Raw genomic sequence first — 17,568 nt, forward strand, 5'->3', positions numbered from 1 at the left:
GGGATGGACGGACCACTGGTGTATCTGTTGTCGACCAACGGCATGGCAGAGTAGCCAAGTCCGGAAGGGATAAACGCTGAAGGCATCTAAGCGTGAAGCCCCCCTCAAGATGAGATATCCCTTCCCAAGAGGAAGTAAGACCCCTTGAAGACTACAAGGTAGATAGGGCAGAGGTGGAAGTGTGGCAACACATGGAGCTGACTGTTACTAATAGGTCGAGGGCTTGACCAATAAGACGGATGATCTGTATGAAGTTTTGAAGGTATAACCTTCTGAAATATTCCTCGATAGCTCAATGGTAGAGCACTCGGCTGTTAACCGAGTTGTTGTAGGTTCGAGCCCTACTCGGGGAGTTTTCTTTCGAAAGAAAGATATGGCTCCATGGTCAAGCGGTTAAGACATCGCCCTTTCACGGCGGTAACACGGGTTCGATTCCCGTTGGAGTCACTAGCTTTTTGAGCAGGTTTTCTGAGCAAATAGTTACATATGCCGATGTGGCTCAATTGGCAGAGCAGCTGATTTGTAATCAGCAGGTTATCGGTTCGAGTCCGATCATCGGCTTATATTTATGGACCATTAGCTCAGTTGGTTAGAGCAACCGGCTCATAACCGGTCGGTCCTGGGTTCGAGTCCCCGATGGTCCACTAGTTATACAAAAGCTGTTATATGGAATATGGCCTAATGGCTCAGTTGGTTAGAGCGCCGCCCTGTCACGGCGGAGGTCGCGGGTTCGAGTCCCGCTTGGGTCGCTTAGTGAGTTGAATAATGACATTATAAATATGTCATGACCCAGATGTATCATTCGTAACACTCACTATATGTTATTTATGGGATCTTAGCTCAGCTGGGAGAGCATCTGCCTTACAAGCAGAGGGTCACAGGTTCGAGCCCTGTAGGTCCCATTTGCAGTGGTTACTGCATATGCCGGCGTGGCGGAACTGGCAGACGCGCAGGACTTAAAATCCTGTTGTGGTGACACAGTACCGGTTCGATTCCGGTCGCCGGCATTGTAATCTGATTGATTACATAATTTAAGATGTGCGTGTAGCTCAGCTGGATAGAGCACTTGGCTACGGACCAAGGTGTCGGGAGTTCGAATCTTCTCACGCACGTTTCCCTCATAAGTAATTATGAGGGATTTTTTAGTTTATGATAAAAAGAGTTCGTGGATTCAAAATAAATAATTCGGCTTTCCTGTTTGGAAGTATCGTATTATAATAGACAATATAGCCACAATAATTGAAAATTAATTAGGGGGATAAGGGACGATGGAAACAATGAAACTTCAAAAAGGAGATTACCTGATTCATTGTGGAGATGAGATGAAACAGATACACATTGTTGTCAGTGGATCTATGAGAATGGAATCTGCACATGATCGTTTTTTAGTACCAAATGGCAGTATTATCGGTTTACTGGAATGCTCAGGTATGGCATATAATTGTGATTATTATGCCGAGGAAGATTCGATTATTGTGGCATATCCATTTCAGAGCATTGACGATTTTAAGCAGATCTTTGAAGAAAATCAGGAATATGCATTTGCATTTTTCCATAGCGCAATTGTAGAATGCATGCAATTGATCGAACGTTATCTGACGTTGGCTGCATGGTTGAGGAAGCATGGTAAAACCCCAACGGAAGATATCGAAGTGTGGGAGGTTCTTTATTACAAATCTCTACAGGAGAAAGATACGAATTTATTATCTGAGATGTATGGAAAAGACAATAATCTGTGTATTGGTGAGATTCTCAGAGCATCTGATTTCATGTCGAGAGTGATTGATGGAATTAATGAGATGCTCGATAACGCAGAATGCAGTCTGGAAGAGGTATTTGGAGAGGGAACTGTGGAGAAAGCACAGGCTGAAACTAATGCTTGTGAGGAGAACGTTACGGAACCGGAAATTCAGGAACAGACAGTGAATGCAGAGGAAGAGGAACAGGGAGTTGATTGTCTGCAGACAATCCTTCGGTATGCCAGACAAAATGAAAAAGATATTGAACTCATACGGGAAAAGATTGCAGAGTTTCGGAATCTCCCAGATATTTATTCGACGGATGATGATGTACGTCGTTTAAGAAGAGAACTGACAGCGATTTTCTTCCAGATATATGAGAAGGTATTTTTCCGCGCAGCGGAAGAGGGGAAACCATTAGATGAGATTATTCAGATGTTTCTGAATTTTGGATTTATGGATGTAAAACTGGCTGGAGCAGAGAACGCAGATGCATTATATGGTCTTACCGAGCATTTACAGCTGTGCAATTCCAACCATGTTTATACAATTTATGAGTGGCTGCTTGCAGTATATGAAGGAAGAAAAGAGCCTTCCAGAAATGAATTCGACATGGATTACAATCAGTATCTGAGAGATCAGATGAAGAGCGGAAACATCCGAAAAGAAGAGCTTGCAGCATTGTCGGATGATCTGGAAGAGAAAGTCAAATTTGAGATCCGCAATATGTTCCAGAGCACAAACCGTGCAACATACGGACGTTATGCAACATATTGTCCAATTTTAAGAAAAGAAGATCTGACAACTTCGGTCACAACGCTTCTGACCACCGTGGCAAAGATCGATGAAGCATTGAAACATGTGACGGACATTGATTATTCCTGCTTTTATCGTTCTATGTATGTGGCGGATCCGGCACACAATCTGCCAAAACAGGAAGTGAAGTATGAACTTTTCCCGGATGTTATCCTTATGCCAAACTGTGGATGTAAGGCCATGATGTGGCAGGAGGCTGCAGGAGCAAGAGGAGAATTCCCGGCAAGATTTATGCTTCCAATATTTAATACCGGAAGCGTCGAGGATATGATTCTGGAATGCTGCGGGCGTTTCCGTTGGGAGATGTGCCGTAGAATTCAGGGAATGCGTTGGAATGATATCCGTGAGAATTCACTTACCGCAGAATATTGTGATTATCTGCAGTTTTATCGGAAAAACCATAGTCTGACAGCGGAAGCAAGAGAGAAGATCAAGGGATCAATTGTAAAAGCGAAAAACAATTTCCGGGAAGTATTTGTTGCTGATTATGTGGCATGGATTAAATATGAATCCCAGGGAAGTGTGCGCTTGAACAAAGTAGCCCGTGATATTGTATTCCGCTATTGCCCGTTCTCAAAGAATATCAGGAATAAGCTGAAGGAAAGTCCAATGTATCGGGATATGATTGGTAAATTCGAGATCTTAAACGACCGTGAAGTAAAGAAAGTTCAGAATGCGTTTGCCAAGTATGAGAAGTCTGGTGGAGAGTTATTACCGGAAATGGATGAATATTTAAGTTATTTTGAATTATAAATATTCATACGACAATAACTGTTTTTGTTACATATTGAGCAAGAAAAAAAGACCCAAGGGATTGGGTCTTTTTTGAGGGGAGTATAAATAATTAATAAGGGGTATAACATAGAAAAGACATATGTCTTTTCTAGTGACTAATTATAACGGAACAAAAATAAAATTGCAATGCTTAATTCATGAATATTTTATGAAGATTTTCAAATACTATTTCTGCAGTTAATCAACAGAACCGTTTCCAGACAAGGGTTTGATGGAAACGCGAATTCAGGAGGTAAATAAAATGGCTAGAAATAAGAACACAAACAGCACAAATAGTACAAACAGAAATCAGAACAGTTTCGACAAGAGCGAATCAGAACAGAACAGCTACAATCAGAACCAGAATAAGGTTGAGAATCGTTCCGGAAAGAATAGTTCTTCTCAGAACAAAAAAGTTTCTGACCAGTATGAGGACTAGCTTCTAATTTTACAAAACTGCATATAATACAAAAAAACAGATTATAAAGCATGTCTTTATAGTCTGTTTTTTTGTGAGGGCGCTATGACTTTTGAAACTCTTTATGCAAAAGATCTGATGAACACACAAAGAGAGGAAAATGCACTTGTGATCGACATTCGGAGCAGAGAAGAATATTACAAAGGGCACTGGACAGGGGCGATTGTCTATCCTTATGAGGAAACGGACAGCTGGGGGCGCAATCTGCCATATCGCAGAACACTGATCCTTTACTGTGATCATGGAGGAACCAGCATGCAGGCGGCCAGAAAACTGGGAAGAAAAGGATATCGTGTGTATACCGTGATCGGAGGGTACGAAGCAATAAAAAAAATCCAAGAAAACTATTTCAAAAATTAGCATTCTGTGTAACAATATATATATCAAAAATACTAGAAGAACAAATAGAAAGAGATATATATGAAAACATACGAATTGGTTGTTCCATGTCATTTTGGACTGGAAGCAGTTACAAAAAGAGAAATTTATGATCTTGGATATGAGATCGTCCGCGTAGAGGATGGTCGTATCACATTTGAAGGTGATGAAGAGGCAATCTGCCGGGCAAATATATTTTTAAGAACAGCAGAGCGTGTATTGCTTCAGGTTGGAAGATTTCATGCAACAACATTTGACGAACTGTTTGAAGGCATCAAAGCACTTCCATGGGAGAACTATATTCCAAAGGACGGAAAGTTCTGGGTGACCAAGGCGTCTTCCATTAAAAGTAAACTGTTCAGTCCGTCTGATATTCAGTCGATTGCGAAAAAGGCAATGGTTGAGAGATTGAAACAGTATTATGATGTGAACTGGTTTGAAGAGACAGGAGCATCTTATCCGGTGCGCATTTTTCTTTTGAAGGATGAGGTCATGGTCACTTTGGACACTTCCGGGGATTCTCTGCATAAGAGAGGGTATCGTCTGCTGACGAGTAAAGCACCGCTTACGGAGACTCTTGCTGCAGCGCTGATTATGCTTACACCATGGCATAAGGATCGCATTCTGGTTGATCCTTTCTGTGGAAGTGGAACGTTTCCGATCGAAGCTGCAATGATTGCAGCGAATATCGCACCGGGAATGAACCGTTCATTTACAGCAGAGAACTGGACAAACCTTATACCAAAACAGCTTTGGTATGATACGGTAGAAGAGGCGCAGGATATGATCGATACCGACATTGAAACCGATATCCAGGGATATGATCTGGATGGCGATGTTGTAAAGGCAGCACGGGAAAATGCGAAACGTGCCGGTGTTGAGCAGCTGATCCATTTTCAGCAGAGACCGGTGGCAGAGCTGCATCACCCAAAGAAATATGGATTTATCATCACCAATCCGCCATATGGAGAGAGACTGGAGGATAAAGCGGATCTTCCAGAATTGTACACACAGATCGGGGAAGTATATAACGCGCTGGATTCCTGGTCATTATATATGATCACAAGCTATGAGGAGGCAGAACGTTATATTGGAAGAAAAGCGGACAAGAACCGCAAGATCTATAATGGTATGCTGAAGACATATTTCTATCAGTTTATGGGGCCAAAGCCTCCAAAACGCAAACAGTAAAATCAGAGGGAACATATGAAATATTCAAAAAGATATATTGCATTTACGATTGTTCTGGTAATCGTCTTTTTGTTCAAATTTAATACATTCGGAAAGGATTATGCAGAGGTTGGCGTATTCCGTGGCGGGAATCTCGATACAAAAGTCTGGAATGAACTTGTTGCAAATGACGTAAACAGCGGACAGTTAAAGCTTGTAATCGATAACAAAGAATATGACAGTGTAAATCATAATTTTTATATGGATGTAAACCGTAATATTATGGTTCCGGTAAAGATGCTCAGAGATGCATTGAATTGCAGTTCTCACATGTATAATGACAGCCAGCTTTTAGTTGAGAAGCATAACCTTTCTGTAACTTTTGATCTAGATCAGTTGAAGGCGAATGTAAATGGAGAAGTGGTAGATGTATCATCGACGCTGGTAAAAGATCAAGATGATTATTATATCAGTTTAAATGATCTTTCCGATCTTCTTGGATATAACTGCAGTTATGATATTGCATCGAATACATTGACAACCGTGGATTCATCAGAGAGTGCAAGCATTACACCGGCCAAATATGATCTGCGCACAAAATCCCGGGTTTCGGATGTACGTAACCAGGGAACTTATGGAACCTGTTGGGGATTTGCTGCGATCAGTGCGCTGGAATCTTCATTATTACCGGAAGAAAAGACAAGTTTTTCCGTGGATCATATGACGATGAGCAATTCTTTCAATGTTAACCAGTATGATGGTGGAGAATATACCATGGGTATGGCGTATCTTGCAGCATGGCAGGGACCGGTTTACGAAGCGGACGATCCATATGGGGATGACTATTCCGATGCATCGCTGCAGCCGGTGAAACATGTTCAGGAGATGCAGATCATTGATGGTAAGGATTATGAAGCCATCAAGGCTGCAGTTTTCAAATATGGAGGTGTTCAGACCTCTTTATACAGTACGCTGAAAAGTTCCCAGAGCAAATCCAGCTTTTACAATCGTGATACCAACTCCTACTGTTATATTGGTACGGAAAAACCAAACCATGATGTTGTGATCGTTGGATGGGATGATAACTATTCCAAGGATAATTTTGCTGTGCCGCTGGAAGGGGATGGCGCATTTATCTGTCAGAACAGCTGGGGAACCAATTTTGGTGACAACGGATTTTTCTATGTATCATATTATGATACCAATATTGGTACGCACAACGTGGTATATACCAAAGTAGAAGATACAGATAATTATGATCATATTTACCAGAGTGATCTCTGCGGATGGGTAGGTCAGCTGGGATATGAAAAAGACCAGATTTTTGGAGCAAATGTTTATTCGGCAAATGGAGATGAATCTGTCCGTGCCGCCGGATTTTATGCGACAGGTTCCGATACGGAATATAAAGTTTATATGGTTCCGAATTTTACGGATGAATCTTCTTTTGTAAATATGCAGGAGGTTGCGTCCGGAACACTCGATCAGGCAGGGTATTACACAATAGATTTTGATACACCGTTTGAGGTGTCAAAAGGTGAGCGTTATGCGGTGGTCGTATATGTGAAAACACCGGAATCCGAGCATCCGATGGCAATCGAATACGACACCGGAGATCCTTCACTGGCAACAGTGGATCTGGACGATGGAGAAGGGTATATCAGTTACAATGGTGCCCAGTTTACCAATGTAAAAACAAAGCAGAACTGTAATCTGTGTATCAAAGCATATTCAGATGACAGATAGATGATTTTGACAGAGTATGGATAAAAAAGTATTAAAAGCAGTGACTGTATTTCTTGGAATCCTGACCATACTTGTCTGTGTTACGTTTCCGTTTTTCCCAAAGCTGCATACCTATGCAGTGGCAGCGCGTGAGGCAAGGGAGACAGCAAGAGCGAACGAACACATTACGATAAAACGTCAGGACCCGGAAAAGGTCGTAGAAGCAGATAACAGTATGTCTGCACAATTAAAAATTGAATTGCCACAAGGACTGACAGAGCAGGATATTTCTTTTGAGAATGATTACCTCGATCAGACGATATATATCCGTTTTCCAAACGGAGTGGATGATTATTTCGCAGATTACAGTATGAGTGGAAGCAGTGATCACATCGCAGGGATCTCATATTACAAAGAGAATGGGGACGGTGTTATCATGATGGAACTCGATCAGGTATGCGAACTGCAGGATACGGTGGATTCCGGATATCTTTATGTTAATTTTATTGATCCACATGAGATCTATGATAAGGTTGTTGTCATTGATGCAGGACATGGCGCGAAGGCCGTTGGTGCAGTAAAACAGGGAATCTATGAGAAAGATATCGACCTGGCAATCGTATTGGAACTGAAAAAGATCCTCGATGCCGATACAGAGGATAATATTGGTGTTTACTATACGAGAACCGATGACAGCGATCCTTCTCTGGAAAAACGTGTCCAGCTTGCAAATAAAGCCAAAGCGGACCTGTTTATCAGTGTTCACAATAATTCGTCTGCAAGTGGAAAGATGACAGGCATGAATGGCACACAGGTTCTTTACAGTGAAAGTGATGATTCGGAACTCTCCAGCCAGCGTCTTGCACAGATTTGTCTGGATTATGTTTCATCCGCTTTTGAAAGTACAAGCATCGGTCTGCTTCCTGGCGATGATATCTATATTATCCGGTCAAGCGAAGTTCCGGTCGCTTTGGTGGAAGTTGGCTTTATGACGAACGCGGACGAACTGGCAAAATTGAATTCCCAGGAGTATCAGGCAAAAGCCGCAGAAGGCATTTATGAGGCAATCAAACAGGCATTTGAGGAAGGATATTAAAATGACAAAAATTATTTTTGCTACAGGCAATCAGGATAAAATGCGTGAAATACGTGAGATTATGGCAGATATGGACGTTAAGATCCAGTCTATGAAAGAAGCTGGAATCCAGGTGGATATTGTGGAAGACGGAGAGACGTTTGAAGATAATGCAAGAATTAAGGCCCAGGCGATCGCAAACTATACCGATGCAATCGTTCTTGCAGATGATTCCGGACTGGAAATTGATTATCTGAACAAAGAACCGGGCGTATATTCTGCGCGCTATATGGGAGAAGATACTTCCTATACAATCAAGAATCAGGCACTTTTAGATCGTCTTCAGGGCGTACCAAAAGAAAAGCGCACAGCACGGTTTGTATGTGCGATCGCTGCGGTGCTTCCGGATAAAGAAGTGTTGGTCACAAGACAGACTATGGAAGGTTACATTGGCAATAAACCGGAAGGGGAGAATGGATTTGGTTATGATCCAATCTTTTATCTGGATGAATATGGATGTTCTTCCGCAGCTCTGACAAGAGAACAGAAAAACGCGATCAGCCACAGAGGAAAAGCTTTGCGTGCGATGAGAGATCTGTTATTGGAAAAACTGTAAAAAAATCAAAAAAGTTGTTGACATCGGTGTTTCTATGTCATATAATACTACTTGCGTCACGGGTGTGACACAAAGCAGACAACGACTCCGGGGTGTGGCTCAGCTTGGCTAGAGCGCCTGGTTTGGGACCAGGAGGTCGCAGGTTCGAATCCTGTCACCCCGATTCAACAACTTATATATATGCGGGTGTAGTTCAATGGTAGAACACCAGCCTTCCAAGCTGGATACGTGGGTTCGATTCCCATCACCCGCTCTGATATTGTCATTTTGACAGTATCCATGTGTGTCCATAGCTCAGCTGGATAGAGCAACGGCCTTCTAAGCCGTGGGTCGGGGGTTCGAATCCCTTTGGGCACATTATATGGTGGGTATAGCGCAGTTGGTTAGCGCGCCAGATTGTGGCTCTGGAGGCCCAGGGTTCGAATCCCTGTATCCACCCTGTTGTTTTCGAATGAAGACAACAATCCGATAATGGCGAAGCCAATGTTGGAATATGGGATATTAGCTCAGTTGGTAGAGCACTTGACTTTTAATCAAGTTGTCCGGGGTTCGAATCCCCGATGTCTCATTTAAGAATTATTATGTGGTAGATTCGAACCACGGATAATTCATATAGCAATCAAATAATCCTTCGGGGTGTGGCTCAGCTTGGCTAGAGCGCCTGGTTTGGGACCAGGAGGTCGCAGGTTCGAATCCTGTCACCCCGACTTAACAAACATGCGGGTGTAGTTCAATGGTAGAACACCAGCCTTCCAAGCTGGATACGTGGGTTCGATTCCCATCACCCGCTTTGATATTACCCAAAAACAGGTAATATCACAAATATGCATTATGTGTCCATAGCTCAGCTGGATAGAGCAACGGCCTTCTAAGCCGTGGGTCGGGGGTTCGAATCCCTTTGGGCACATGTATGGTGGGTATAGCGCAGTTGGTTAGCGCGCCAGATTGTGGCTCTGGAGGCCCAGGGTTCGAATCCCTGTATCCACCCTGTTGTCAGAATGACAACACGTAGGGCTATCGCCAAGCGGTAAGGCACAGGATTTTGATTCCTGCATTCGTTGGTTCGAATCCAACTAGCCCTGTTATATGGGATATTAGCTCAGTTGGTAGAGCACTTGACTTTTAATCAAGTTGTCCGGGGTTCGAATCCCCGATGTCTCATTCTCAGTATTCATACTACTTGATACTGATTTTATTGCGTATAACTATTTCGCTAAGAAAGTGTAGGTTAAGCACACAGAAAGCGAGGTTGTTATATGTCACAACAGATTCAAATGAATCATCAAAAAGTTCTTAAAGTTGCAGACGCTTATGATTTATTTATTCGTAAGTGTAGAGTTAAAAACTTATCTGATGCAACAATCCAATCCTACAATACTAAAATCAAACCGTTCATTGATTATTGTAATGGCGGTAATATCGTTTCAGTAACTATTGATACAGTCGATGGATTTACTGATATGCTTAAGACAGAACATCATGTTAATGACGTGTCCGTTGTATCTTATTTACGGTCAGTGAGAGCGTTCCTATATTACTGTATGGAATGTAATTACATGGCTACATTTAAAATCCATTTGCCAAAAGCTCAAAAAGCTATCAAGGAAATCTATTCAGACGAGGACTTAGAGAAGCTATTGGTTAAGCCAAACACAAATACTTGTTCTTTTACAGAATACAAGACATGGGTATTTGAGAATTATATGATAGCCACAGGAAATCGTCTCAGTACGGCTCTAAACGTCCATATTAAGGATTTAAACTTTAATGACGGACTAATTACCTTGCGTAAGACAAAGAACCGCAAACAGCAGATTATCCCACTAAGCGCAAGCCTAGCGGAAATCCTACAAGAGTATTTAGTTGTACGTGGTGGAGATCCTGATGATTTTCTTTTCTGCAATAACTATGGTGGACAGGCAAGTAACAGAACATGGCAGACATTGGTATATCGCTACAATATTAAACGTGGTGTCAATGTTACCTCAATTCATGCTTTCCGTCATTCGTTCTCACGTCTATGGTTGCTCAATCATGGAGATATTATGAGACTTAAAACCATACTTGGTCACAGTAATATAGCCGTGACAAATGAATATCTGCAAATGTTCGGGCAAGACTTACAAATGGATTTTGAAAAATTCAATCCACTAGACAACATGAAAAAGAAAGAATCACAGATTAGGATGTAGAAGGAGAATAGTACTATGAAGAAATGGATCGATGCAGATAACGGAAGAGTAACACAGGTGATTAAATTTGATGATGGCTCAAAGATGGAACTGCCATTAGATAAGAATGGTAACTTGAAATGGTTTGATGATGAATTATTAAGAAAGGAGAGCAAATGAATATACAGAACATTACAGAGCGTCAGTTTGACAAGACAGTGCAACGTGAGAATGTATCTGTAATTGATTACTTTAATGGAACAAAGTATGATGTGTTCTTCCGTAGAAACAATCGAAGCGTATCGCCAGAGGGTAAAGTGAGATTATATTATAAGCAAACCTCTAAGATTGACTACGGAACTACATTTACTTTGAATGGTAAACAGTATATTGTAATCAATCAAGATGCAGATGAGAGTGGATATTTCTATTCAGCCATAGCAAAACAGTGTAATGAGATTGTTACGCTTGCAGGAAATGAAATTCCAGTTGCAATTGATAAGGAAACTTTTAATATACAAAATGGTTCAGTATTGAACTATATTAATGGTGACGTAACTATCTATGCTCAGTTGAATAATATAACATCAGCCGTTGCAGTCAATGATGTCTTACAAGCCTTTGGCAATTATTATAAAGTAGGAAATAGGTTCATTGACGGACGTATTGTATATTTCAATCTGAAGCAGACAGTTAAGCCACAAGACGATTATTATAAAATCACATATACAGGTGCTACCACATTAGATATGAAGGAGAGCAACACATATCAGTTGACTTATTCCGTGACAAACAATGGGAATGTTGTAAAGAATCCACATATATCATATGAATCTTCTAATGTTGAGATTGCTACAGTTGACGAGAATGGTCTTATGACTATGCTCAAAGAGGGTTCAGTTGATATTGTCGCTTCATGCGGTGGTGCTACCTGTACAACAACCATGACTATTGCTAATACATCAGCATCGACATATACACTTAGTATTACATCATCATCTGATACTATTAAAGTTGGTGGCTATTATAAGACACTTACTTGTCTGTTTGCTGATAAAGACGGACAGGATATTACAGAAACAGTTGTTGCAGATATGACAACTGCTGACTTTACATGGACTTGTTTTATTGACGGAACTGAATATACAGATAATACATTTGTTACATGGAAAGCAGGAACTACTGTTAATGGCAAGAAGATTAAACTTGGTTCTGATTATAATTACATTGGACAGACACTCACTGTCAAGGTTACAGTCAATGGTGTAACGGCAAGTAAGGATTTGGAAATAACTGAGTAGAAACTAAATTTTGTAGCGAAATAGAAATCCCCATTTTTGCCTTATATATCAGGTGATTATGGGGATATTGGAACTAAATTTCGTTCCCCTTAAATGTATAGAAGAGAAACGCATAAATGTTCGAAGCAAGTAAGTCTTGAAAACCATTGATTTATAAGAGGTTTCGGGTACTTTTTAAAAAAAATTTGATTTTCTTAAATGTATAGTAAGTGTAAATCTTGATTCAGAAAAATCTTGAAAGCCTTGATTTAACTAGGTTTACAACAACCACGTCCGTTTTTCTTATTATGGTAGGAAGATAAGTTTTGCATAAAATTTTAGGCTTGCGTTACATCAATTCCCCAAAACCCTTGCTATATAAGCGTTTCAGCGATTTCCAAAAAATGAGAAAACGGACTAAGGGGGACGAGCAAAAATAAAAACATTGATTTATTTTAATATGGCTCGGCTTCAAAATTACAAAAAAACAGGCAAAATGCGAAATTGAGGGCTTATTTCGCTCCTGATGTGAGGGCGAAATTTATTTTACTATGGGGGAGTATAATCCACCTTGACATTTTTTATTATAAAATTCGCAAATCGAGTAAATCTCAGACAACGAATTTCGTGACCAAATTTATTTTACATAGGAGAGGGTAGTTACAAAAAATCACAAAAATGCGAAATTGATAGCTAATTACAACTCTAGCTCTACTGCATATTTTAAAGTTACATAGGAGAGGGTAATTTTTCTGAATTTAGCTTATGTCCCACCAGTTGATTCGTCCACTCTCAATGGACTACGATTATATGGATAGTCCATTCAATATGGACTTTCATTTGTGGCTATATGGGAACAACATATCATGCACAAATTTTACTTAGTAACTTTATGAATAATTAACAAAAAGTCAGTAAAATCAAGGCTTCCAGCGATTTTAACAACGTCCGTAATATGGAGGGAACATATCATGCACAAAAAATGGTGTAATTATTGCACGATTATTACTTAGTAACTCTCTCAGAATCATTGATTTTCTTAGGTTTTTCAATGCTTTTAGCGTTTGACTTAATGGGTGTAATATGGAGGGAAGAAAAACTGCACGATTATTACCGAATTAAATTCCATAAACCCTTGTAAAATAAGGCATTCCGAGGTCATTACAATGGGTGTTATATGGAGGGAAGAAAAATTCGCATCCAAAATGGACTATTTTCGTGCAGACATAATTATTTTGACATACAGAAAACATAGCAGTATCAATGGTTTTAGAGCTTAAGTAAATGCCCCCTTATGAGGAGAAAGAGTAAGACTAAGCCAAATCATATACTAGACGTTTTAAAATCCTTATATCTCCTATAAATTATAAGGGTAAAATTGTATTTTTGTGTATGTATATATCATATATGGAATACAGTGTTTGATTTAGAAATGGACATTACCACAAATAGAAATCCTTATATCTCCTATAAATTATAAGGGTAAAATCCTGTTTTTGGCTTCGCATATATCATATATGGAAATCAATGTGAATGAGAAACACAAAAATGTTCGAAGCAAGCAAGTTCGAAAGTCCTTAATTTATAATGCTTTCAAGGTACTTTTCACAAAAAATTCGATTCTCTTAAATGTAGAAAGAAGAAAAGCAAAATGTTACTTTTTAGAGAATTGTTAAAACCCTTAATTTATAATGGTTTCTGACACATTTTTGTAAAAAATTCGATTTCCTTAAATGTAGAAAGAGAAAACGAAAATTAAGAACAAATAGAAAATCTTCAAAATCATTATATATCAATAGTTTTTTGGTACATTTTTACAAAAAATATGTTTTTCTTAAATGTATATAGAAGAAACCTCAATTTGTCGAGTTTTATAAAAGCCCTACAACCCTTGATTTTACTAGGGTTACAGGCACTATGTCCATTTTTCTTATTATGTATAGTAAATAGAATATTGAAATATTTTAGGAGCATACTTCGGTATGTTCCTTTTTTGATGAAACAAAGTTGCGTAGATTCAAGTCCGAACCTTTCGGATTTGATTTACATATATAACAAACACACAATGTATTGTGGGGCGTAAACATGAACTCAATGAGGGCATGATAGAGCAACACAGGAAGGAGAAATCTAATGGAACTTAATATTGAAGGATTAACACAGGAACAGATTGAAGCAGTAACAAAACTTGTACAGTCGGAAACAGATAAGGTCAGAACAAAGTACAGTTCGGAACTTAAAACTGTCAATGATGAATTAGCACAGTACAAGCCAAAGCAGAAATCTGATTCTGAACTTGCTTTAGAACAGCGTATTGCTAACCTTGAAGCAAAAGAAAAGGAACTAGCCAATAAGGAAAGAGCAATGACGATTGCCGACAAACTTAAAGCTAAAGGACTTCCTAGCGAACTGGCTCAGTATCTTAATATTGGTGAGGATATTGATGGCTCGATTGATAAGGTAGGTGACGCACTCGGCAACTACTTTCTCGGACAGGTATCAAATCCCAGTGGCAATCACGCTACCAACAAAGGAATCACCAAAGCCGATTTCGCCAAAATGTCTTACTCTGAAAGAGCAAAACTTTTTCAGGAGAACAATGAACTTTATAAAGCACTTAGTAAATAGGAACTGTTAAGCAGTTCTTTTTTTATTGTGCGGAAAGGACTGACGAATGGATGTAAACACAATCCAAACTGCCATAAGTACGCTTGGCTTTCCTATCGTGTGTGTTCTTTTCTTGGGTTGGTTCATCTGGAAGATCTGGATGAGTCAGCAAGATCAGAACAAAGAGCGAGAGGATAAGTTATATGAGTATCTTGGCAAAGCACAGGCGGTCAATGAACAGTTGACCAACACTAATTCAGAATTTGTAGAAGTTTTACACTCATACAAATCTGATTTGGACACTATTAAGAACGATGTAACAGAAATTAAGCAAAACATGAAAGGTTAATAAGGTGAATGTATATGGCAACAATTAACAATACAACAACTAGCGCAGTAAATAAAAACATGATTATTCCAGAAGTGTACTCAGCACTTGTACAGGAAAAGATTGCAGGAAAGTGCCACGTAGCAAACATGGCAAAGGTACTTGGTGACTTAATGGGTAAGCCAGGCGAGACACTTACTGTACCTTCAATCGTATATGATTCAGACGCAACTGACTGGACTCCTGGTACTGCTATGTCAGCAACAAATCTCAAGACAAAGACAAAGACATTTACAATCAAAGCAATCGCAGCACCTGCATATGAAATCTATGATTTCGACAATGAGGTTGAGATGGGTAACTCTATTGAGAACGCTTCGAAAAATCAGTCCACAGCCATCGCAAGAAAAATGGATGCCGATTGTATCACAGAAGCACTTAAAGCTCCATTCAGAGCAACTGTAGCTACAAGCGGTGTGATTACACAGGATGAGTTACTTGACGCTCTTGGTCTGTTTGGTGACGACAGAAATGTCGAGGACTTCGCAGGAGCAGGTATCGTAGCACACTCTGCATTTGCTAAATCATTCTACGGCATGGATTTATTCGTTAAGAGTACATCAACAACTGCACAGGCAGGTAATGGTATCGTAAGAAACGATTGCATTGGTTCATTCCTTGGAATCAACGTATACCTCTCTGACAGATGTGTAGAGTCTAGCAAACCAGTAATGCTTATCATCAAAACTGATGCTCTTGGAATTATTCCAAAAGAGACTCCATTCTCTGAGGTTGCTCGTGACGCTTCTAAGAGACTTAATACAATCTACTGCTCAGATGCTTATGCAATCGGTGTGATTGACGAATCAGGAATCGTTGTTGTTCGTGCTAAAGCGTAAAAATAATTTGACTTAGTGGGGGTGGTGTCTTAAATGACACTGCCCTTTTAAGGAAGGACAAGACAAATGTTAGACGGAACTGTATTACAAAGATTAAGAATGAGGTCGGGCAAGACATTAGTGCAAGTGGCTGATTGGTGCAATGTATCTAAGAGGTACATCATTTATATTGAACAGAATAAAGAAGTACCAAGCGAGGAAACATATGAAGCTTATCTGAACTGTGTCTATGGTACTGGTAAGCCACTGCCACATGAACCACGATGTAATCAGACCTCTAGGAAAAAGAAACAAAAAGAATAGAAGGTGCAACACAATGACAGGAAAAGAGTTTCGCATATGGCGAAGATACAAAGAGATTTCTCAACAAGTAGTTGCGTCATTTGCGGAATGTAATAAGTCAACTATCTGTCGTTGGGAAAAAGAACAAATCAATTTATATCCAGACCTATATAACAAGGTCATGGAATTTTATGAAACAAATAACAAATAAACAAATAAGCGACTATAGGTCGAGAAAGGAAGGTGAGATAATTTGTTATGTAATTATTTCACCTTCATCTTAATTCGTAGCGGATTATCTCACTATGGATTAAAGAGTGAAGGAAGAATATAGACAGAAATTATTAACAGGAAACGAATGGATTGATGGTACAGATAAATATGGTCTTACTTTAACTGACGATTTGGATTCACTTTTATCATGTGCCATACTACAACATATTAAAGGTTGGAATATTGAAAGTGCATTTATATTCAATGATAATAAAGTGCATGAAAAAGATAAGCAGAAACTTGACTGCTATTATAAAATTGCTGATACAGATAATGAGCAGATTGGTGTAGACTTTGCAAAAGCAGAGGGAAAATGTTTCGACAATCATCTTACACAGTTTACATATCACGAAGAAATAAATTCACAAGCAATCAATTTAAACAGAGTACAGAACATTTACAGAGAGAAATACTGCAAGAAGTATAATCTATCAACTGTACTACTTCTATGGTCTTTATATGATTTACCAAAGACAAAATTAACAGATGAACTAATGATGTTGCTCATAGCGATTGATTCAAGCGATGCTGGCTTTTACACAGATAAGAGATGGGTTGGCATACATGAGTATTGGATAAATGAGGTACTTGATCTGCCAGAATTATTAGAGTTTGAGCGCAGTCATACAAAGGAAGATTTTAACAAATTTAAAAGAGAGCTAGGCTTAGTAAAAGGTCGTAGCAAGATTTGGGTAGAAGATAAAAAGTTATGCACTGACATAGACCTTGAAGCAGTAAATGAAATCTTATGGTGGAACACTGACATAGAAATTAAGCTACCAGAAGCCGAGTTCTATCGTAATGGCATATACAAAGACAACATTGTAAACATACAAGGATTTCCAAGTAGTATTAAGACTATTTGTGATAATCCTTTTTCTTATGCCATGACAAGTAAATATGCAGTAGCAGTATCAGAACAGGTGATGTAATGAATTATTCAAATGAACATAAAAC

General features: G+C 39.4%; 16 protein-coding genes, 19 tRNA genes and 1 rRNA gene. All 36 read left to right on the forward strand.

The features are described from left to right. Positions 1–231 (forward strand): 23S ribosomal RNA (locus FYJ75_RS12110); the annotation flags it as partial. Between the two features lie 50 nt (positions 232–281). Continuing rightward, positions 282–353: transfer RNA gene (locus FYJ75_RS12115), tRNA-Asn, on the forward strand. A gap of 22 nt (positions 354–375) precedes the next feature. Beyond that, positions 376–447: transfer RNA gene (locus FYJ75_RS12120), tRNA-Glu, on the forward strand. 41 nt (positions 448–488) lie between these two features. Next, positions 489–561: transfer RNA gene (locus FYJ75_RS12125), tRNA-Thr, on the forward strand. A 9-nt stretch (positions 562–570) separates the two neighbouring features. Continuing rightward, positions 571–644: transfer RNA gene (locus tag FYJ75_RS12130), tRNA-Ile, on the forward strand. A gap of 31 nt (positions 645–675) precedes the next feature. Further along, a tRNA-Asp gene (locus FYJ75_RS12135) sits at positions 676–749 on the forward strand. Between the two features lie 80 nt (positions 750–829). Next, a tRNA-Val gene (locus FYJ75_RS12140) sits at positions 830–902 on the forward strand. A 21-nt stretch (positions 903–923) separates the two neighbouring features. Then, positions 924–1,007: transfer RNA gene (locus FYJ75_RS12145), tRNA-Leu, on the forward strand. Positions 1,008–1,038: 31 nt separating this feature from the next. Continuing rightward, a tRNA-Arg gene (locus FYJ75_RS12150) sits at positions 1,039–1,112 on the forward strand. A 156-nt stretch (positions 1,113–1,268) separates the two neighbouring features. Further along, positions 1,269–3,308, forward strand: a complete 2,040-nt coding sequence (locus FYJ75_RS12155) for a cyclic nucleotide-binding domain-containing protein (protein ID WP_154430703.1) — start codon at positions 1,269–1,271, stop codon at positions 3,306–3,308. Positions 3,309–3,591: 283 nt separating this feature from the next. Further along, entirely contained in the window at positions 3,592–3,768 is a 177-nt protein-coding gene (locus FYJ75_RS12160; protein WP_154430704.1) for a hypothetical protein, read from the forward strand. Between the two features lie 84 nt (positions 3,769–3,852). Then, positions 3,853–4,167, forward strand: coding sequence for a rhodanese-like domain-containing protein (locus FYJ75_RS12165; protein WP_154430705.1), 315 nt, complete (start codon positions 3,853–3,855; stop codon positions 4,165–4,167). Between the two features lie 60 nt (positions 4,168–4,227). Then, the gene (locus FYJ75_RS12170) at positions 4,228–5,376 is read left to right on the forward strand and encodes a THUMP domain-containing class I SAM-dependent RNA methyltransferase (protein ID WP_154430706.1); all 1,149 of its coding nucleotides are present in this window, start codon (positions 4,228–4,230) and stop codon (positions 5,374–5,376) included. Positions 5,377–5,391: 15 nt separating this feature from the next. Next, entirely contained in the window at positions 5,392–7,101 is a 1,710-nt protein-coding gene (locus tag FYJ75_RS12175) for a lectin like domain-containing protein (RefSeq protein ID WP_154430707.1), read from the forward strand. A 16-nt stretch (positions 7,102–7,117) separates the two neighbouring features. Then, the gene (locus FYJ75_RS12180) at positions 7,118–8,176 is read left to right on the forward strand and encodes an N-acetylmuramoyl-L-alanine amidase family protein (protein ID WP_154430708.1); all 1,059 of its coding nucleotides are present in this window, start codon (positions 7,118–7,120) and stop codon (positions 8,174–8,176) included. A 1-nt stretch (position 8,177) separates the two neighbouring features. Further along, complete coding sequence (locus FYJ75_RS12185) at positions 8,178–8,771, forward strand: XTP/dITP diphosphatase (protein ID WP_154430709.1); 594 nt, start codon at positions 8,178–8,180, stop codon at positions 8,769–8,771. A gap of 88 nt (positions 8,772–8,859) precedes the next feature. Next, positions 8,860–8,934, forward strand: a tRNA-Pro gene (locus FYJ75_RS12190). Between the two features lie 19 nt (positions 8,935–8,953). Then, positions 8,954–9,024, forward strand: a tRNA-Gly gene (locus tag FYJ75_RS12195). 30 nt (positions 9,025–9,054) lie between these two features. Next, positions 9,055–9,128 (forward strand) — tRNA-Arg (locus tag FYJ75_RS12200). A 7-nt stretch (positions 9,129–9,135) separates the two neighbouring features. After that, positions 9,136–9,209: transfer RNA gene (locus FYJ75_RS12205), tRNA-His, on the forward strand. Positions 9,210–9,266: 57 nt separating this feature from the next. Further along, positions 9,267–9,339: transfer RNA gene (locus FYJ75_RS12210), tRNA-Lys, on the forward strand. A gap of 64 nt (positions 9,340–9,403) precedes the next feature. Next, a tRNA-Pro gene (locus FYJ75_RS12215) sits at positions 9,404–9,478 on the forward strand. Positions 9,479–9,490: 12 nt separating this feature from the next. Next, positions 9,491–9,561 (forward strand) — tRNA-Gly (locus FYJ75_RS12220). Between the two features lie 43 nt (positions 9,562–9,604). Beyond that, positions 9,605–9,678: transfer RNA gene (locus FYJ75_RS12225), tRNA-Arg, on the forward strand. 6 nt (positions 9,679–9,684) lie between these two features. Continuing rightward, positions 9,685–9,758 (forward strand) — tRNA-His (locus tag FYJ75_RS12230). Between the two features lie 23 nt (positions 9,759–9,781). Then, positions 9,782–9,853: transfer RNA gene (locus FYJ75_RS12235), tRNA-Gln, on the forward strand. 6 nt (positions 9,854–9,859) lie between these two features. Beyond that, positions 9,860–9,932, forward strand: a tRNA-Lys gene (locus FYJ75_RS12240). Between the two features lie 95 nt (positions 9,933–10,027). Next, complete coding sequence (locus FYJ75_RS12245; RefSeq protein WP_154430710.1) at positions 10,028–10,963, forward strand: tyrosine-type recombinase/integrase; 936 nt, start codon at positions 10,028–10,030, stop codon at positions 10,961–10,963. Positions 10,964–10,978: 15 nt separating this feature from the next. Then, positions 10,979–11,122, forward strand: a complete 144-nt coding sequence (locus FYJ75_RS12250) for a hypothetical protein (RefSeq protein WP_154430711.1) — start codon at positions 10,979–10,981, stop codon at positions 11,120–11,122. Continuing rightward, positions 11,119–12,243 carry an Ig-like domain-containing protein gene (locus tag FYJ75_RS12255; RefSeq protein ID WP_154430712.1) on the forward strand — a complete coding sequence of 375 codons (1,125 nt, stop codon included), beginning with the start codon at positions 11,119–11,121 and terminating at the stop codon, positions 12,241–12,243. The genes FYJ75_RS12250 and FYJ75_RS12255 overlap by 4 nt, the downstream gene beginning before the upstream one ends. Positions 12,244–14,355: 2,112 nt before the next feature. Next, positions 14,356–14,850 carry a capsid assembly scaffolding protein Gp46 family protein gene (locus FYJ75_RS12260; protein WP_154430713.1) on the forward strand — a complete coding sequence of 165 codons (495 nt, stop codon included), beginning with the start codon at positions 14,356–14,358 and terminating at the stop codon, positions 14,848–14,850. Positions 14,851–14,896: 46 nt separating this feature from the next. Beyond that, complete coding sequence (locus FYJ75_RS12265; RefSeq protein ID WP_195839017.1) at positions 14,897–15,178, forward strand: hypothetical protein; 282 nt, start codon at positions 14,897–14,899, stop codon at positions 15,176–15,178. Between the two features lie 14 nt (positions 15,179–15,192). Next, complete coding sequence (locus FYJ75_RS12270) at positions 15,193–16,056, forward strand: hypothetical protein (RefSeq protein WP_154430715.1); 864 nt, start codon at positions 15,193–15,195, stop codon at positions 16,054–16,056. 66 nt (positions 16,057–16,122) lie between these two features. Next, the gene (locus FYJ75_RS14955) at positions 16,123–16,359 is read left to right on the forward strand and encodes a helix-turn-helix domain-containing protein (protein ID WP_154430716.1); all 237 of its coding nucleotides are present in this window, start codon (positions 16,123–16,125) and stop codon (positions 16,357–16,359) included. Positions 16,360–16,372: 13 nt separating this feature from the next. Continuing rightward, positions 16,373–16,549, forward strand: a complete 177-nt coding sequence (locus tag FYJ75_RS14365) for a helix-turn-helix domain-containing protein (protein WP_195839019.1) — start codon at positions 16,373–16,375, stop codon at positions 16,547–16,549. A gap of 106 nt (positions 16,550–16,655) precedes the next feature. Continuing rightward, the gene (locus tag FYJ75_RS12280; RefSeq protein ID WP_154430717.1) at positions 16,656–17,543 is read left to right on the forward strand and encodes a hypothetical protein; all 888 of its coding nucleotides are present in this window, start codon (positions 16,656–16,658) and stop codon (positions 17,541–17,543) included. Positions 17,544–17,568 lie beyond the last annotated feature (25 nt).

Source organism: Roseburia porci, from assembly GCF_009695765.1.
Lineage (GTDB): Bacteria > Bacillota > Clostridia > Lachnospirales > Lachnospiraceae > Roseburia > Roseburia porci.

What these genes read in the sequence shown, in the direction of transcription:
- FYJ75_RS12255 (WP_154430712.1), top strand. Translation starts at nt 11,119, where the DNA reads ATGAATATACAGAACATTACAGAGCGTCAGTTTGACAAGACAGTGCAA.
- FYJ75_RS14955 (WP_154430716.1), top strand. Translation starts at nt 16,123, where the DNA reads ATGTTAGACGGAACTGTATTACAAAGATTAAGAATGAGGTCGGGCAAG.
- FYJ75_RS12160 (WP_154430704.1), top strand. Translation starts at nt 3,592, where the DNA reads ATGGCTAGAAATAAGAACACAAACAGCACAAATAGTACAAACAGAAAT.
- FYJ75_RS12250 (WP_154430711.1), top strand. Translation starts at nt 10,979, where the DNA reads ATGAAGAAATGGATCGATGCAGATAACGGAAGAGTAACACAGGTGATT.
- FYJ75_RS12165 (WP_154430705.1), top strand. Translation starts at nt 3,853, where the DNA reads ATGACTTTTGAAACTCTTTATGCAAAAGATCTGATGAACACACAAAGA.
- FYJ75_RS12170 (WP_154430706.1), top strand. Translation starts at nt 4,228, where the DNA reads ATGAAAACATACGAATTGGTTGTTCCATGTCATTTTGGACTGGAAGCA.
- FYJ75_RS12155 (WP_154430703.1), top strand. Translation starts at nt 1,269, where the DNA reads ATGGAAACAATGAAACTTCAAAAAGGAGATTACCTGATTCATTGTGGA.
- FYJ75_RS14365 (WP_195839019.1), top strand. Translation starts at nt 16,373, where the DNA reads ATGACAGGAAAAGAGTTTCGCATATGGCGAAGATACAAAGAGATTTCT.
- FYJ75_RS12180 (WP_154430708.1), top strand. Translation starts at nt 7,118, where the DNA reads ATGGATAAAAAAGTATTAAAAGCAGTGACTGTATTTCTTGGAATCCTG.
- FYJ75_RS12185 (WP_154430709.1), top strand. Translation starts at nt 8,178, where the DNA reads ATGACAAAAATTATTTTTGCTACAGGCAATCAGGATAAAATGCGTGAA.
- FYJ75_RS12175 (WP_154430707.1), top strand. Translation starts at nt 5,392, where the DNA reads ATGAAATATTCAAAAAGATATATTGCATTTACGATTGTTCTGGTAATC.
- FYJ75_RS12265 (WP_195839017.1), top strand. Translation starts at nt 14,897, where the DNA reads ATGGATGTAAACACAATCCAAACTGCCATAAGTACGCTTGGCTTTCCT.
- FYJ75_RS12270 (WP_154430715.1), top strand. Translation starts at nt 15,193, where the DNA reads ATGGCAACAATTAACAATACAACAACTAGCGCAGTAAATAAAAACATG.
- FYJ75_RS12260 (WP_154430713.1), top strand. Translation starts at nt 14,356, where the DNA reads ATGGAACTTAATATTGAAGGATTAACACAGGAACAGATTGAAGCAGTA.
- FYJ75_RS12245 (WP_154430710.1), top strand. Translation starts at nt 10,028, where the DNA reads ATGTCACAACAGATTCAAATGAATCATCAAAAAGTTCTTAAAGTTGCA.